Below are 15,277 nucleotides of genomic sequence, written 5' to 3'. Positions count from 1 at the left end.
TAACGAATTATCAACCGACGAACGGAATGGCCGTGTCGAATCCCCGCGAGATCGCCCTGTGCCGCCCCGACGACGCCGAGACCCTGGGCACCGAGCAGGTGCGGATCCGGCTGCTGATCGATGCCGACGCCACCGACGGTTCCGTCAGCACCCTGGAAGTCACCATGGATCGCGGCGCCGACGGCGCGGCCCCGCACTATCACACCCGCTCCGACGAACTGTTCTACGTCGCCGACGGTGAGCTGCAGGTACTGGCCGGCGAACACATCCGCACCATCGGCGCCGGCGGGTCCCTGGTGGTCCCGCGGCACATGCCGCACGCCTTCGGCGCCGCCCCCGGCAGCGGCGCGCGTATCCTCATCGCCCTGATGCCCGGCGTGCAGCGCTTCGAATATTTTCGCCTGCTCGACCGCCTCGTCCACGGTGCGGCCACCCATGACGAATTCGTCGCCGCCCAAAGCGAATTCGACAACTACTTCGTCGACGCGCCCGAGTGGTGGGCCGAGCGCAACGCGCATCGTGGCTGATCCGGCCCATACCCGCCACGCGCGCAGTGTGGCCCAGATTGCACGAAATCCGGGAACATCCAGCTCGGAGCGCGTCGTTGTACACCGTATGACGTTCTCCGTACCGATCCTCGTCCGCGGCTACGAGCTCGACACCCAGGGCCATCTCAATCACGCCGTCTACCACCAGTACGGCGAACACACCCGGTGGGAACTCCTGCGCGCGGCCGGTATCGACCTGGACAAGTTCATCGCCAGCGGTGTCGGCGCGGTGGTCCTCGAGTCGACGATCAAGTACAAGCGGGAACTGCGCGGCGGCGACGAGGTCACCGTGACCTGCGCCTTCGAATGGCCCGAGGGCTCCAAGGTGTTCCGCTTCCACCACCGGATCATCAAGCTCGACGGCACCGAGGCCGCCGAGATCACCGTGGTGGCCGGCGCGATGGACCTGACCACGCGCAGACTCGTCGCCGATCCGGCCGAGCACTTCCGCTCCCTCGCCGAACACCCCGAACTACTCGGCCTCTGATTCAGACCGCCCGCGGCGCGGCAGGCATCCTCGGAGCAACTCCGGCGGACTCGCCTGCCGCGCCGCTGTCGTTGGCGTTTGCTGATGAATTGCCAACTCCGCGCACCGATTCATATCCGAGTTGTCCGAAATTCTGCCCCCACTAGGCGATCACGCGCCGCTCGGCGGTTTGCCCGGCGCCTCGCAAATCTCGCGAACAGCCTCGGCGGACCCGGCCCGCACGCTATGATCCGAAGCAGCTTTTGGGGTTCTGGCAAATCGCGAGCAGACGAGAAGATCGGAGTGAGTGCCCATGACCGACGCCATCCACCTCCCCGCTACCGCGGTGTCCCCCGGCCGGGGACCCGCCTTGCGCGGACAGCTGGTGGCCGAGTCCGATCGCGATATCTCGGTGCGCGTCGACGACGGGACCTGGACCTTCGATCGCCGCGACATCGTGCGGCTCACCGAGGAACGCGCGGGCTCGCGGCAGGTGCGGGTCGACATCCGGCCCGGCGCCACCGCCGACTTCACCCGCCGGCTGCGAGTGGAGCTCGTCGACCGGCCGATCACCCTGGCACCCGACCCGTCCGAGGCACTCGGTGACGAGCAACTGGCCCAGGCCACCCGCCGTTGGGCGGCCAAGCTGCGCATCGCCGAACGGGGCGGCACCACCGGTGCCACGTTCACGTTCCACGACGGCATCAACTGCGACAGCCTCGACTGAAGCGGCTCACCACCATGGAACGCGCGACCGATGCAGTGCTCATCGTCTCCGAAACCGACGACCTGCACGCCGACGCGCTGGCCGTCACCCTGCGTGAGCAACATCGGCTCGACCCGATCCGGCTCGACCTGCGCGACTTCCCCACCGAGACGGGAAGTTTCCGCCTGAACAAGGCGGGCACCAACCGCGCGCTGTCGCACGTACACGGTCTCGACGACGTGCGCGCGGTGTGGTGGCGCAGGCCGCACCCGTGCCGGGTGCCACACGGGGTGCGCGCGGCCGACGACGCGTTCCGCCAGGCCGAGTGCGACGGTTTCCTCCAGGGGATGCTGTGGTCGATCCCGGCGTACTGGGTCAACGATCCGGCCGCCGAACGCACCGCGAGCCGCAAGATAGTGCAGCTCGAGACCGCGCAACGGGCCGGTTTCACCGTCCCGGAAACACTGATCACCAACGACCCGGACGAGGCGCGCAGTTTCGTCGAGTCCCGTTCGGGCCCAGTGGTGTACAAACGCACCGGCACCGGTCGCGGCGAGTTCTCCGAGACCAGGATCGTCACCGGGCCCGAGCTGCACCGGCTCGACTCGATCCGCTCGACGCCCACCACCTTCCAGGATTACGTGGACGCCACCTGTGATCTGCGGGTGGTGTGGGTCGACGGCGTGGAGTGGGCGGTGCGAGTCGATTCCCAGGCCGGGGTGGGCCGGGTCGATTCCCGGCTCGACACCTCGGTGGAGTTCGCGCCCGATCGGCTGCCCGCCTCGGTGAGCAAGTCGCTGGCCACACTGATGGGCGCGCTGGGGCTGAGTTTCGGCGTGGTGGACCTGCGGTTGGGTCGCGACGGCGAGTACTACTTCCTCGAGGTGAATCCGCAGGGCCAGTTCGCCTACCTGGAGATCAAAACGGGGCTGCCGCTGTTCACCAGCCTGGCGAATCTGCTGGTGCGCGGCGACGGAGCTGTTCCCGGCTGGTGAGCCGTTCAGTCGGGCGGATTCTTGCGGCGATTGGCGCCGCCGCGCCCGCGCAGCTCGACGTGCGATTCGACCAGCACATTGTGGATGAAGCCGTACGAGCGGCCGGTCGACCTGGCCAGCGCGCGAATGCTCGCGCCCGCCTCGTACTGCTTCTTGAGCTGGTTCTGCAACCGGTCGCGGGATTTGCCGGTGACCCGGGTGCCCTTACCCAGCGCAGCCTTACCGGACGTCGTCTTACCCTTGGCCGACCGAGCGGCCTGTCTCGCACTGTCGCTCATGGCTTCCTCCGAGTCGCCGAGCAGCTCATTCCAGGCTAGACACTGCGCACGCGGTGATCAACGAAAAACAGTGATGAACCTCACGATCACCCGCGAGTTCGGCCGCGACACACCTGTCAGGCCAGATCGATGAGCTCGGCGTACTCGGCCGACCAGTGGTCCTCGGTGCCGTCGGGCAGCAAAATCACCCGCTCGGGATTGAGCGCCTCGGCCGCACCCGGATCGTGGGTCACCAGCACCACCGCACCGGCGTAGGTGCGCAGCGCGTCGAGGACCTGTTCGCGCGAGACCGGGTCGAGGTTGTTGGTGGGCTCGTCGAGCAGCAGCACGTTCGCCGCCGAGGATACCAGCCCGGCCAGCGCCAGCCGGGTCTTCTCACCACCGGAGAGCGTGCCCGCGGGCTGCTCGAGCTGCGGACCGGTGAACATGAACGCGCCCAGCAGACTTCGCAGCTCCTGCTCGCCCGCGTCGGGCGAGGCATTGCGGATGTTCTCCCAGACCGTGGCCTGATCGTCGAGGGTGTCGTGTTCCTGCGCGAAGTAACCGACCTTGAGGCCACGGCCCTGCTCGACACCACCCGCGGTGGGCGTCTCGACACCGGCCAGCAGTTTCAGCATGGTGGTCTTACCGGCACCGTTGAGGCCGAGCACCACCACCCGGCTGCCCTTGTCGACGGCGAAGTTCACGCCGGTGAAGATCTCGAGTGAACCGTAGAGCTTGGTCAGATCCTTGACCATCAGCGGTGTCCGGCTGCACGCCGCAGGCTCGGGGAAGCGGATGCGGGCCACCTTGTCGGCCACGCGCACGTCGTCGAGTTCGGCGATCAACCGGTCGGCCCGGCGCACCATCTGATGCGCGGCAGCGGCTTTGGTGGCCTTGGCGCCGAGCTTGGCGGCCTGCTGACGCAACGCACCCGCCTTCTTCTCCGCGTTCGCGCGTTCGCGCACCCGGCGCTGCTCATCGGTGGCGCGCGCGTCGAGGTACTTCTTCCAGCCCATGTTGTACACATCGGGCTCGCCGCGCACCGCGTCGAGGAACCACACCTTGTTCACCACCGCGTCGAGCAGTTCCACATCGTGGCTGATCACGATCAGGCCACCGTCGTGGTTCTGCAGGAATCCGCGCAGCCAGGTGATGGAGTCGGCGTCGAGGTGGTTGGTCGGTTCGTCGAGCAGCAGGATGCGATCCGAACGCCCACCACTGCCGTCGGAGGCCGAGAACAGGATGCGCGCGAGCTCGATACGGCGGCGCTGACCACCGGAGAGGGTGCGCAACTGCTGATCGAGGACGCGGTCGGGCAGCCCCAGGCTGTTGCAGATCCGGGCGGCCTCGCTCTCGGCGACGTAACCGCCCAGCGAGGAGAACTGATCCTCGAGGCGCCCGTAGGTGCGGATCGCCTTCTCGCGTTCCTTCTCGTCGGCCACCTCGGCCATGCGCAGCTGCTGCTTTTCCATGTCACGCATCAGCACGTCCAGGCCGCGCGCGGACAGCACCCGGTCGCGGGCCACCACATCGAGATCGCCTTCCTTGGGATCCTGGGGCAGGTAGCCGATATCGGTGGAGCGGGTGATCTTGCCCGCGTAGGGCTCACCCTCGCCGGCCAGGATGCGCAGGGTGGTGGTCTTGCCCGCACCGTTGCGCCCGACCAGCCCGATCCGGTCGCCGGACTGCACCCGCAGCGCCGTCCCGGGGGCCGAGAGCAGGGTGCGGACTCCGGCCCGGACCTCCAGGTCGGTCGCCGTGATCACAGGTGTTCTCCTCGAGGTAGCAAGCGAATTCGGTGGCCGCCGTATCGAGGCGTCGCGCACCGTCGACTCGGCCAGAATCACCAATTCTACCGCCCGGTCGATATCGCGGCCGAACCCGGCGTTGCCGACTGTGAGCGTGGTTACTCTGTTCGCATGACTACCGATCTACTGGGCCGGACCGCCCTCGTCACCGGAGCCAGCCGGGGTATCGGCCTCGCGACCGCGGCCGAGCTGCTGAGCCGAGGCGCGAACGTGCTGATCACCGCCCGTAAACCCGAACCACTCGAAGCCGCGGCCACCGAGCTGCGGGCACTGGGCCATCCCGGTCAGGTGAGTGCGGTCGCGGGCAACGCCGGCGACGCCGACGCCCGCGCCGAGGCCGTCGCCCGCGCGGTGAGCGAGTTCGGTTCGCTCGACATCCTGATCAACAACACCGGCATCAATCCGGTCTACGGCGCGCTGATGGACGCCGACCTCGGCGCGGTGAGCAAGATCTTCGACGTGAACGTGGTCGCGGCGCTGGGCTACATCCAGCAGGCCTACCGGGCGTGGATGGGTGAGCACGGTGGCGCGGTGGTCAACGTGGCCAGCGTCGCCGGGATCCGGTCCTCCGGGGTGATCTCGGCCTACGGTGCCTCCAAAGCGGCCCTGATCCGGCTCACCGAGGAGCTGGCCTGGCAGCTGGGCCCGAAGATCCGGGTGAACGCGGTGGCGCCGGGCGTGATCAAGACCAAGTTCGCCGATGCCCTCTACTCCGCCGACGAGGAGAGCGCGGCGAGCGTGTACCCGATGAAGCGGCTCGGCGTCCCGGAGGATGTGGCGCGGCTGATCGCGTTCCTGGCCTCCGACGAGGCCGCCTGGATCACCGGCGACTGCGTGCGCGTGGACGGCGGCCTGCTCGCCACCGGCGGCATCTGAGTTCTGCGCGAAACGGCGGGGCGGGCACCGGATTCCGGCTGCCCGCCCCGCCGCTGCCGGCTCAGTCCGCGGTGTCGCGCCGGGCGGCCGCGGCCGTCAGCGCTTCCTCCGCGCGGGCGGCCTCGGCCCTGGCGAGCGGATCGACCACGATGACCGGATCCTCGACCATCGTTCTGCCCGCTGCCATCCCGAGCGGATCACGCACTGCCACATCGTGTTCGGGCAGCCGTGACCGCTTCGCCCCGCCCTCGTCCATCCCGAACCGGTCGTGCAGGCGGCGCAGGAATTCCGGGGCGTACCAGTTGGCGTCGCCGAGCACCTTCATCGCCGCAGGCAGCAGGAACCCGCGCACCAGGGTGGCGTCGACGAGCACCGCCAGCGGCAGGCCGATGCCGAACGCCTTCATGAAGGTGATGTCGGAGGCCAGGAATCCGAGGAACACCAGCGAGATGAGAATCGCGGCGGCGGTCACGATGCGCCCGATCCGTTCCAGCCCCAGCGCCACGGCCGCCTCGTTCTTACCGGTGCGGTCGTATTCCTCGCGGATGCGCGAGAGCAGGAACACCTGGTAGTCCATCGCCAGACCGAACGCGGCGGCGAACAGCATCACCGGCACCGTCGCGGCCAGATCACCGGTGGCGGTGAAGCCCAGCAGACCCGACAGATGCCCGTCCTGGAAGATCCAGACCAGCGCGCCGAAGGCGGCGGTGAGGCTGAGCGCGCTCAGGATCACCGCCAGCACGGGCAGCACGACGCTGCCGGTGAGCAGGAACAGCACCACCAGCATCAGGACCACCACGAACCCGATCGCCCACGGCAGCGCGTCCTCGATGGCGCCGATCGAATCGGCGTTGGCCGCGGCGACCCCGCCCACCAGCAGTTCACTCGGAACCTGCTGGGCGCGAAGCTGACCGACCAGTGCGTTCAGTTCATCGGTGTCGGTGGTGGCGGGCACGATCGACAGATAAGCGGCACGATCGACGCGGAAGCGCGCGTTCTGTGCGGTCGGCTCGGCGAACAGCCCGCCCTGGACATAGCTGCCGGTGGCGGTGTCGACGCGGCGCACGTGGTCCAGATCCGACATCTCGCGGGCGATGGCGTCGAGTCCGCTCGCGCTGTAGGCACTGTCGGGCAGCACGGCCACCAGGCTCTGCTGATCACTGTCGCCGAAGTCGCGCTGCACGATCTCGGTGACCTGGCGCGAAGTCATCGACGCGGGCAGGGTGCGCTCGTCGGGGAAGCCCAGTTGCACACCGAGGAACGGGGTGCCGAGCAACAGCAGCAGCGCGGCCACGGCGAGCCCGATCGGCACCGGCTTGCGCATCACCGCGGTGGCCAGCTTGTGCCAGGCACCCTCCCCCGGTGCGGGCCGCGGCGCGCGCAGGAACCACCAGCCGAGCTGGCCCCGGTCGATGTTGTTGCCCAGCAACAGCAACGTGGCGGGCAGCACGGTGAGCGAGACCAGCGCCGCCAGGGCCGCGACGATGATGCCCGCGTAGCCCATCGACCGGATCGCCAGCAGCGGGAAGAACAGCAGCCCGGCCAGCGCGACCGCCACGGTGAGCGCGGAGAAGGCGACCGTGCGGCCCGCGGTGCGCAAGGTGGTCGCCACCGCGTCGGACGGGCTGCGGCCGGCACCGAGTTCGTCGCGGTACCGGTTGACGATCAGCAGGCTGTAGTCGATCGCGAGGCCGAGCCCGAGCAGGCTGGCCACATTGGTCGCGGTGACCGCCAGCGGGGTGAACAGGGTGAGCAACCACAGCGCGCCCATCGTGGTGAGCACGGTGACCAAGGCGACGAGCATCGGCAGACTGGCGGCGACGAGACCACCGAAGACGAACAGCAGCGCGATCAGGGTGAGCGGGAACGCGATGGCCTCGCCCTTGATGATGTCGGTCTTGCTCTGTTCGACGGTCTCGTGCATGAGCATGGCGAACCCGCCCACGCGCACCCGCAGCGCACCCTGCTCGCCGGACAGGTCGTCGGCGACGGCGCCGACCCGTTCGTCGACTTCGCGTTCGCCGCCGAGCACACTGGCCACGATCAGGCCCCGCTTGCCGTCGACACTGCGCAGCGCGGGCTGATGGGTGGTCCAGTAGGACACCACATCGGTGACACCGTCACGTTCGTGCAGGTTGGCCACGAGTGCCGTGGCGGCGGCGGTGGTTTCGGGGTCGTCGACGGAGTTCTCGGTGTCCACCAGCAGCACCAGGTTCGGTGTGCCCTGTCCGAACTCCTCGCGCAGCACGGTGAGGGCCCGGCTGGACTCACCGCCGGGGTCGGTATATCCGCCGCCCTCCACGCGATCGAACAGCGTGGCGCCGAGTGCACCGAGCACCAGCGCGAGCACCGCGAAAACACCGAGCACCCAGCGGCCACGCCGCTTGGTGAATTCGAACACCGGATATACCCCTGTCTGGTCGAGCAACAGTGCGGCACGCACATTTCGACGTGCGGGGCTTCCGTGGTCGGCCCGTCTCGTCGGCCCGATCCTGATGGCGGGTCGGCGCGTTCGCCCGCAGATCGTAGCAACTTCACGGTGTCCCCGCCCCGGCTGCGAGAACCCGGTAACCCGTTGTGCTTCAGCCGGAGTGCGTTATGCCGAGAACCGAGGAGATGACCGTGGTCCGCAGGTGTGGTGGCAGGTCCGCGAACAGGGAGGCCATGGCGGCGAGGGTGCCGCGGAGGTCGTCGTGGGCGGAGAGGTACGCGTGCTGCCGGGGCGCCGGCAAACCGAAGAAGGCCTCGAAGAAGACCGGGACATCGCGCGGCGGCAGTCTCAACAGGGCGCGCAGGCCGGCCCGCCGCAGCGCGGCCACCGCGCGTGACCGCGCCGGCCACCGCCGCTCACCCGCGACGACGGTGTCGGCGGCGGCGAGCGAGGCGGCAACGCTGTACCCGGTGGCGGGATGGACAAGACCGCCCGCGGCGCCGTAGCGTCCATCGCCGGGACGCCCGCCCTGCACCGGGAACCGCACTCGTTCAACCGGTTCGGTGCCGTCGAGGTCGATGCCACGCACCCGCAACCGATGCGCGAGCCGATCGCGCAGCACCGTGGGCGCGAGCGCCGGCCGGCCCACGAGGCAGGTCTCCTCGAACAGCATCGTGTCCGCGCCCAGCGGCACCGCGTAGAGGAACGAGGCCGGTTCGTCGGCGGCGGCCCCGTTGTCGAGTCGCCAGTCCATGAACACCGCAGGCGGGGCGGCGGTGAGCCGCTGCCGGTCCACGACCACGCCGTAGGCGGTCTGCTCGGCGCGCTCCGGTGCGCGCGCGAGCCCACGCGCATCGACCACCCGCCCGCTGTACACCGCCCCGCTCGCGGTGCGGACCCCCTGCCTGTTTGCCGCCACCACCCGGTCCGCGATCACCCGCACCCCGTCCAGCGTCAGCGACCGCTGCAACCCCGCCGTGTCGAGCACCCGGTACGCGCGCTCGATCCGATGCTCGCGCAGCGCCCACGCCCTCGGCACCGCCACGGTCGCCGCGACCGCCGCCGGGTCGAGCCAGCCGGGCAGCTCGTCGGCCCACGCCGCGTAGGTCGGTGTCCACACCCGCTCGGGGCGCGGGTCGATCGCGAGCACCGACAGGCCGTGAACCACCGCGCGGTGGGCGACGGCCCGCCCCGCTGGGCCGAGCCCGCAAACGATCAGATCGGTACGCACGCCAAGATTCGATCAGATCGAATGCCACCGGCCCCACTCGGTGCCCACAATGATTTCAAGTGACGGCGGGTTACGGCGGCGCACCGGTTCGGCATCGCTTTCTCCCGGCGGCCACAGCTATCGGTAATGATGGTGGCATGAGGTCGATCTGGAAAGGCTCGATCGCTTTCGGGCTGGTCAATGTCCCGGTCAAGGTGTATACCGCGACCGAGGACCACGACATCCGGTTCCATCAGGTCCACGCCGAGGACGGCGGCCGGATCAAATACGACCGTGTCTGTCAGGTGTGCGGTAAATCGGTGCAGTATTCCGATATCGACAAGGCCTACGTCTCCCCCGACGGTGACCAGGTGGTGCTCACCGATACCGACTTCTCGAAATTGCCCGCGGCGGAGAAGCACGAGATCCCGGTACTGGAATTCGTGCCCTCCGATCAGATCGACCCGGTGCTGTTCGACAAGAGCTACTACCTCGAACCCGATTCGGCCACTCCCAAGGCGTACCAGCTGCTGGCGGCCACCCTCGAACGCATCGACAAGACCGCGCTCGTGCACTTCACACTGCGCCAGAAGACCCGGCTGGCGGCGCTGCGAGTGCGCGAAGGGGTACTGGTGCTGCAGACGCTGCTGTGGCCCGACGAGGTGCGCGCCGTCGATTTTCCGTCACTCGAGGACGCCCCGGCGCCGCGCCCACAGGAATTGAAAATGGCCGAAACCCTCGTCGAATCGATGTCGGGTGACTTCGACCCCGGCGACTACACCGACGAATACCAGATCGAATTGCAGAAGTTGCTCGACGAGGCCATTGCCAGCGGGTCGGGCAAGGTGGAATCCGCCGCCGCCGAACCCGCCGAACAGGCCGACGCCGAAGTGGTCGACCTGGTCGCGGCATTGCAGCGCAGCTTGGCGGCCAGCGGCCGCGGCGAGGGTGAATCCGCGCCGAAGAAGAAGCCGGCCAAAAAGGCCGCCGCCAAGAAGTCCGCGCCCCGCAAGTCGGCGAGCAAATCAACCGCGAGCAAATCCCAGACCCGCAAGGGCGCCTGAGGTACCGCTCAGATGACGCCCAGGGCCAGCATCGCGTCCGCGACCTGGATGAAGCCGCCGATGTTGGCGCCCGCCACATAGTTGCCCGGTACGCCGTACTCGTCGGCGGTGGCCAGGCAACGATCGTGGATGCCGCGCATGATCTCGGCCAGCCGCTCCTCGGTGTGCTCGAAGGTCCACGAGTCGCGCGAGGCGTTCTGCTGCATCTCGAGCGCGCTGGTCGCCACGCCGCCGGCGTTGGCCGCTTTACCGGGCGCGAAGATCACCCCGGCCTCGCCGAACAACCGCACCGCGTCCGGCCTGCACGGCATGTTGGCGCCCTCGGCGACGATCCGGCAACCGTTGGCGATGAGCTTGCCCGCGTCGGCGCCGTCGAGTTCGTTCTGGGTCGCGCACGGCAGGGCGATATCGCAGGGCACCTCCCACAGCGAACCCCCCGGGACGAATCGCGCCGTCCGCGAGCGGGCCTCGGCGTAGTCGGCGATCCGGCCGCGCTGGACCTCCTTGATCTCCTTGAGCAGTTCGAGATCGATGCCCTGCTCGTCGACGACGTAACCGCTGGAATCCGAGCACCCCACCACGGTGCCGCCGAGTTCGTGGACCTTCTCGATCGCGTAGATGGCGACATTGCCCGAGCCCGACACCACCACGCGCTGGCCTTCGAGCGACCGGCCCGCCGCGGCGAGGATCTCGTTGACGAAGTAGACCGCGCCGTAACCGGTGGCCTCGCGGCGCACCTGCGAACCACCCCAGGACAGGCCCTTGCCGGTGAGTACACCGGACTCGTAGCGGTTGGTGATCCGTTTGTACTGGCCGAACAGGTAGCCGATCTCGCGGCCACCCACTCCGGTGTCACCGGCCGGGACGTCGGTGTGTTCGCCGAGGTGCCGGTAGAGCTCGGTCATGAACGCCTGACAGAAGCGCATCACCTCGCCCTCCGAGCGGCCCTTCGGGTCGAAATCCGAACCGCCCTTGCCGCCACCGATGGGTAGTCCGGTCAGCGAGTTCTTGAAGATCTGCTCGAAGCCCAGGAACTTCACGATGCCCAGGTAGACCGACGGGTGGAAGCGCAGCCCGCCCTTGTACGGGCCGAGCGCGGAATTGAACTCCACCCGGAAGCCCCGATTGATCTGCACGTTGCCGGAATCATCGACCCACGGCACCCGGAAGATGATCTGGCGTTCGGGCTCACACAACCGGCGGATCACGGCCGCGTCGGCGTACTGCGGGTGCTTGGCGACGACGGGGCCGAGGCTGTCGAGCACCTCGCGAACCGCCTGGTGGAACTCGGATTCGCCGGGGTTGCGATGCAACACCTCGTCGTAGATGTCGCTCAGCTTCGCGTCCAGGACAGCCACCCGTGGACTCCTTGTCGTTGTCGTTGCCTCCGCGGCCGGACCGCGTGCGCGCACACGGCACCGGCTGTCACCCCGAGGATGTCGGTCATCCGGACATTCCCGGCCATGCCTCACAGGCTAGCCGCACCGGTGGTGAGGTTCGGACACGCATCGGTTTCGCGCCGGGGCAGCGCCGCCCCGATCGACCCGCCACACCCGACACAACCGGTCAGGAGCTCGGAGTTCCCGCCACACCACGATCGTGCGCCGCGATCAGCTCGCCGCGCGCCCGCATCAACGCGAACCCCAACAGATTCAGGCCCCGCCAGCGCGCCGGATCGGCGGCCCGTGGATCGTCGGCGGTCAGCCCGATCCCCCAGACCCGGTCCATCGGACTCGCTTCCACCAGCACCCGGCCCGCGGTGCCGGCCAGATAGCCACCCAGCGCCTCGTCCTGCCCGAACTCGGCTACGCTACCGGCCACAACGATGTCGAAACGCGCCCGATCCCAGACCTGCTCGTCGAAGTTGCGCACGCGCCTGCCGAGGTTCTTGGCTTCGCTCGGATGCGCCACCTCGAGTACCCGGGTGGCGATGTCGGCGTCACCGAACAGCAGCGCCTTTCGCCACATCATGTAGTGCTCGGCGGTGGCGAAGTCCACTCCGTCGACGACGAAACTCGCCGGCCACCACTGGCTCAGGCAACTCGACCCGATCGTCGCGTCACGGCGAGGACTGTGCCCCCAGAACAGCAGGTACTTCGGTACAGCGCCCTGTGCGATCGCCTCGCGCAACTCTTCTACCGATTCGACTGGCATCGCCCCTCCTGGTTTCGGTCAGGCAACGATAGGGGTGCGAAGGCGCTCTGCGCGAGGCGATTACGGTCGACCACCGGCGTCGGCGCATCGTCGACGTGACCTGACCGCCGCACTCCGCTACCGCCCGTGCCGGGTGTTTCGCCGCGGGCGATGTGCGTGCCTGCTCCGGCCGCCGGAGTGGCCTGGCGGTGAGTGCGGGGTCGATGACTACGCCGAGCGCACCCCGACCGGGTCCGGCGACGGACGGGGCCGGGTCTCCGACCGTCGCCGGCGGGCCCGGCCGGCGCCCACCCCGACGGGGGCGGCGAACGCGTCGGGTCCGAGCGACTCGGCGGTGACCGTCGGTCCGGTGTGGAAGCTGCGCGCGATCATCGCCGAACGCAACTGCCACAACCCCGCTGCCTGCGCCGGATCCAGCCCGGTGAGCTGGGCGACGCGGCGCAAGCGGTAGTCGACGGTGTTGGTGTGGATGTGCAGCAACCGGGCGGTGCGCTGCCGGTTCATGTTGTTGGCGATGTGCACTCGCAGGGTTTCGTAGAGTTCCGGGTGCTTGTCCAGCGGTGTCAGCAGTTCACCGAGGCGGGCGCGGCCCGGCCCGGGGCGGGTGAGCTGGTATTCCAGGGCCAGGTCACCGAAACGGTAGAGACCGGGCGCGCAGTCCAGCCGCTCGACCATGTCGAGCAGTTCGTGCGCGCGCTGGGTGGCGTCGGGGATCTCGTCGGTGGGCGCGGGCACCAGAGCCGCCATCACCTCCACGCGCGCCGCCCGCGACAGCGCCTCGATCAGCGTGTCGAGTTGTTCGCCCACCAGCAGCTCGGCCGGAACCAGCAGGGTGCCCCCGTCCACCGACAGCAGCGACAGCACCTGTTCGCCGCACTGATGCGCCAGCGCGGCCTGCACCCTGCGCAGCTTGCGCCGGGCCACCACGGCCGCGTTCAGGCGCGGGTCGCGCTCGTCGGGATGTTCGGGAATCGACAGCGCCACCACCGAATACGCCTGCGCCACGGTGACACCGCACTCGCGCGCCATCGTGCTGGTCTGTTGCCCGGCCAGCAGCGCGGAGGTGAGCGTGTGCACGGCCGTGTGGTGTTCGCCGGCGATCTCACGGTGCTCACGGATGTAGGCGCGGGCCACCGTGGTGCACAGCAGGTCGGAAATGGCCGCGCACCGGCGGAATTCGTCGATCAGGTTGGTGCGGTCGCCGTCGGCGGCTCCCGCGCACACCGCGTCGAAGCCGAGCCGGAACCCCTCGTGGAAGGCGTGCAGGATGGTGTCGATCGGCACGCCCTCACGGGCCCAGTCGGCCGCGGCGATCGAGAGCCGGTGCAGCTTGGCTGCCTCGTCGCGCCCGTCGAGCATGCCGCTCACGATTTCCAGGCACATGCGCGTGACGGTGGTGATGTCGCCGGAGATCGCATCCCCCGGCAGTGTGCGGCAGGTGGCCACGTTGTCCACGAAGTGGCCGACCAGCGTGCCGGTCAACCCCCGCACGTCGCGCAGGGGCTGCCACATCGTCATCGCGTCCAGTGGGATCGTCATCGTCGACTCCTTTCACACCCGCCCGGTGCCGCCGGCGGTGTCAATCTTCCGGTGCGCGAGCGACTGTGATGGCCCGCACTCCGGTTTCTCGGTGAACATGACTGTAGGGTGAGTGACTGCTCACCTTCTACTCCTCTTTCCACCGAGGTCATCCGATGCCAGTGCAACCCGATAAGCAGCGCAAACGACCCAAACAGGACCGGGCGAAGGAAACGCGGACCCGCATTCTCGAGGTATCCGCTCAGCTTTTCGGCACCCGCGGTATCGGCAACACCTCCACCAACCGGATCGCCGCCGAGGCGGGCATGAGCATCGGCACGCTGTACCGGTACTTCACCGACCGCGACGAGATCGTCAAGGAGCTCACCGACGGGCTGTTCCTGCAGGTCGAACAGCGATACAGCAAGCTGCTCACCGTCGCCGCCGACATGAGCCCACGCGATGCGGTGGCCGACGTGATCCGCACGGCGGTCGAAATCCTCGTCGCCAACGGACCACTGGTCCGCGCGCTCGTCGCCGACCTGCACTTCTACGGCAGCGGCATCCCCGAATTCGAGCCACGGTTGCGCATGATCATCAAGCTGTACCTGATCTCGCTGCTCGGACCGACCAGGGGCGTGGACATCGACATCATGGCGTTCGTGGTGCTCAACGCCGGTTTCGCGACCGCCCTGCGTTCGGTCGAGATGGAAGACGAGGGCCTGGACCGTGATGTGGTCATCGACCACACCGCCGACATGATCGGCGCCTGGCTGGCCACCGTCACCGAACCGGTGTGACCGGTGCGCGCTGTCACCAGGGCCCGATGACGTACTCGAGCAATGCCAGCGCGACGGCACCGGCGACAGCGACGCCCAGCCCGATGAGGACAGCCAGGGCGTATGTGCCCGCGCCGGCCGGGCGCTTCGGGCCGACAGCCACGTAGCCACCCACCGCGCCGAGCGCTCCCAGCACCAGCGCACCGCCGAGTACCAGGTAGAACACGCTGCCCACCGCGGCGGTGAGCGCACCCCCGAACCCGCTGGTGTAGCCGACCATCGGGACCGGGAAGCGATAGACGGTGGCCGTCACCGCCGCCGCGGCCGGGGCCAGCACGATGGCGGCGAGCCCACCGACCAGGGCGTGCTTCATCCGCTGCGCGGTGCTGTCGTCGACCATGGCTCCATCATCGCCTGCTTCCGGTGTCCGGGTGTCGAGACACCACGGGCCCGGATCCCACG

15 protein-coding genes are annotated in these 15,277 nt (G+C 68.7%); 7 read left to right on the top strand and 8 right to left on the bottom strand.

Going from position 1 to position 15,277, the window contains the following annotated elements:
- The first annotated feature begins 113 nt into the window (after positions 1 to 113).
- The 4 genes from ACFO5K_RS06335 to ACFO5K_RS06320 all read left to right on the top strand — a co-directional run bounded on the left by ACFO5K_RS06335 (position 114) and on the right by ACFO5K_RS06320 (position 2,715).
- Complete coding sequence (locus ACFO5K_RS06335; RefSeq protein ID WP_378557702.1) at positions 114 to 527, top strand: cupin domain-containing protein; 414 nt, start codon at positions 114 to 116, stop codon at positions 525 to 527.
- A gap of 88 nt (positions 528 to 615) precedes the next feature.
- A complete protein-coding gene (locus ACFO5K_RS06330) occupies positions 616 to 1,035 on the top strand; it encodes an acyl-CoA thioesterase (RefSeq protein WP_378557166.1) in 420 nt (139 codons plus the stop codon).
- Positions 1,036 to 1,327: 292 nt separating this feature from the next.
- Positions 1,328 to 1,741: a hypothetical protein gene (locus tag ACFO5K_RS06325; protein ID WP_378557163.1), complete on the top strand. Its 414-nt coding sequence runs from the start codon at positions 1,328 to 1,330 to the stop codon at positions 1,739 to 1,741.
- 14 nt (positions 1,742 to 1,755) lie between these two features.
- Complete coding sequence (locus ACFO5K_RS06320; protein WP_378557159.1) at positions 1,756 to 2,715, top strand: hypothetical protein; 960 nt, start codon at positions 1,756 to 1,758, stop codon at positions 2,713 to 2,715.
- 5 nt (positions 2,716 to 2,720) lie between these two features.
- On the opposite strand, the gene ACFO5K_RS06315 is transcribed toward ACFO5K_RS06320, so the two are convergent.
- Both ACFO5K_RS06315 and ACFO5K_RS06310 read right to left on the bottom strand, forming a co-directional pair.
- On the bottom strand, positions 2,721 to 2,993 hold the full coding sequence (locus ACFO5K_RS06315; RefSeq protein ID WP_378557156.1) for a helix-turn-helix domain-containing protein: 273 nt from the start codon (positions 2,991 to 2,993) through the stop codon (positions 2,721 to 2,723).
- A 116-nt stretch (positions 2,994 to 3,109) separates the two neighbouring features.
- Positions 3,110 to 4,741 carry an ABC-F family ATP-binding cassette domain-containing protein gene (locus ACFO5K_RS06310; protein WP_378557153.1) on the bottom strand — a complete coding sequence of 544 codons (1,632 nt, stop codon included), beginning with the start codon at positions 4,739 to 4,741 and terminating at the stop codon, positions 3,110 to 3,112.
- Between the two features lie 153 nt (positions 4,742 to 4,894).
- Between ACFO5K_RS06310 and ACFO5K_RS06305 the strand changes: the two genes are divergently transcribed.
- Positions 4,895 to 5,659: an SDR family oxidoreductase gene (locus ACFO5K_RS06305; protein WP_378557150.1), complete on the top strand. Its 765-nt coding sequence runs from the start codon at positions 4,895 to 4,897 to the stop codon at positions 5,657 to 5,659.
- 61 nt (positions 5,660 to 5,720) lie between these two features.
- Here the strand turns inward: ACFO5K_RS06305 and ACFO5K_RS06300 are convergent, their stop codons facing one another.
- Together ACFO5K_RS06300 and ACFO5K_RS06295 are read right to left on the bottom strand one after the other, a co-directional pair.
- Positions 5,721 to 8,102, bottom strand: coding sequence for an MMPL family transporter (locus ACFO5K_RS06300; protein ID WP_378557147.1), 2,382 nt, complete (start codon positions 8,100 to 8,102; stop codon positions 5,721 to 5,723).
- 139 nt (positions 8,103 to 8,241) lie between these two features.
- Complete coding sequence (locus ACFO5K_RS06295) at positions 8,242 to 9,321, bottom strand: lycopene cyclase family protein (protein ID WP_378557144.1); 1,080 nt, start codon at positions 9,319 to 9,321, stop codon at positions 8,242 to 8,244.
- 137 nt (positions 9,322 to 9,458) lie between these two features.
- On the opposite strand from ACFO5K_RS06295, the gene ku reads away from it, so the two are divergent.
- Positions 9,459 to 10,364 carry a non-homologous end joining protein Ku gene (gene ku, locus ACFO5K_RS06290; protein ID WP_378557141.1) on the top strand — a complete coding sequence of 302 codons (906 nt, stop codon included), beginning with the start codon at positions 9,459 to 9,461 and terminating at the stop codon, positions 10,362 to 10,364.
- An 8-nt stretch (positions 10,365 to 10,372) separates the two neighbouring features.
- Here the strand turns inward: ku and gdhA are convergent, their stop codons facing one another.
- The 3 genes from gdhA to ACFO5K_RS06275 all read right to left on the bottom strand — a co-directional run bounded on the left by gdhA (position 10,373) and on the right by ACFO5K_RS06275 (position 14,057).
- Positions 10,373 to 11,722, bottom strand: a complete 1,350-nt coding sequence (gene gdhA, locus ACFO5K_RS06285; protein WP_378557138.1) for an NADP-specific glutamate dehydrogenase — start codon at positions 11,720 to 11,722, stop codon at positions 10,373 to 10,375.
- A 208-nt stretch (positions 11,723 to 11,930) separates the two neighbouring features.
- A complete protein-coding gene (locus ACFO5K_RS06280; protein ID WP_378557135.1) occupies positions 11,931 to 12,518 on the bottom strand; it encodes an NADAR family protein in 588 nt (195 codons plus the stop codon).
- A gap of 207 nt (positions 12,519 to 12,725) precedes the next feature.
- Positions 12,726 to 14,057: a PucR family transcriptional regulator gene (locus ACFO5K_RS06275; protein WP_378557132.1), complete on the bottom strand. Its 1,332-nt coding sequence runs from the start codon at positions 14,055 to 14,057 to the stop codon at positions 12,726 to 12,728.
- Between the two features lie 155 nt (positions 14,058 to 14,212).
- On the opposite strand from ACFO5K_RS06275, the gene ACFO5K_RS06270 reads away from it, so the two are divergent.
- A complete protein-coding gene (locus tag ACFO5K_RS06270; RefSeq protein ID WP_378557129.1) occupies positions 14,213 to 14,836 on the top strand; it encodes a TetR/AcrR family transcriptional regulator in 624 nt (207 codons plus the stop codon).
- Positions 14,837 to 14,849: 13 nt separating this feature from the next.
- On the opposite strand, the gene ACFO5K_RS06265 is transcribed toward ACFO5K_RS06270, so the two are convergent.
- Positions 14,850 to 15,215 carry a hypothetical protein gene (locus tag ACFO5K_RS06265; protein ID WP_378557126.1) on the bottom strand — a complete coding sequence of 122 codons (366 nt, stop codon included), beginning with the start codon at positions 15,213 to 15,215 and terminating at the stop codon, positions 14,850 to 14,852.
- Positions 15,216 to 15,277: the final 62 nt, after the last annotated feature.

The organism is Nocardia halotolerans, assembly GCF_042650145.1.
Taxonomy (GTDB): domain Bacteria; phylum Actinomycetota; class Actinomycetes; order Mycobacteriales; family Mycobacteriaceae; genus Nocardia; species Nocardia halotolerans.
Note: the sequence above shows the minus strand (reverse complement) of the source record. Positions and strands in the feature narration are given on the sequence as shown.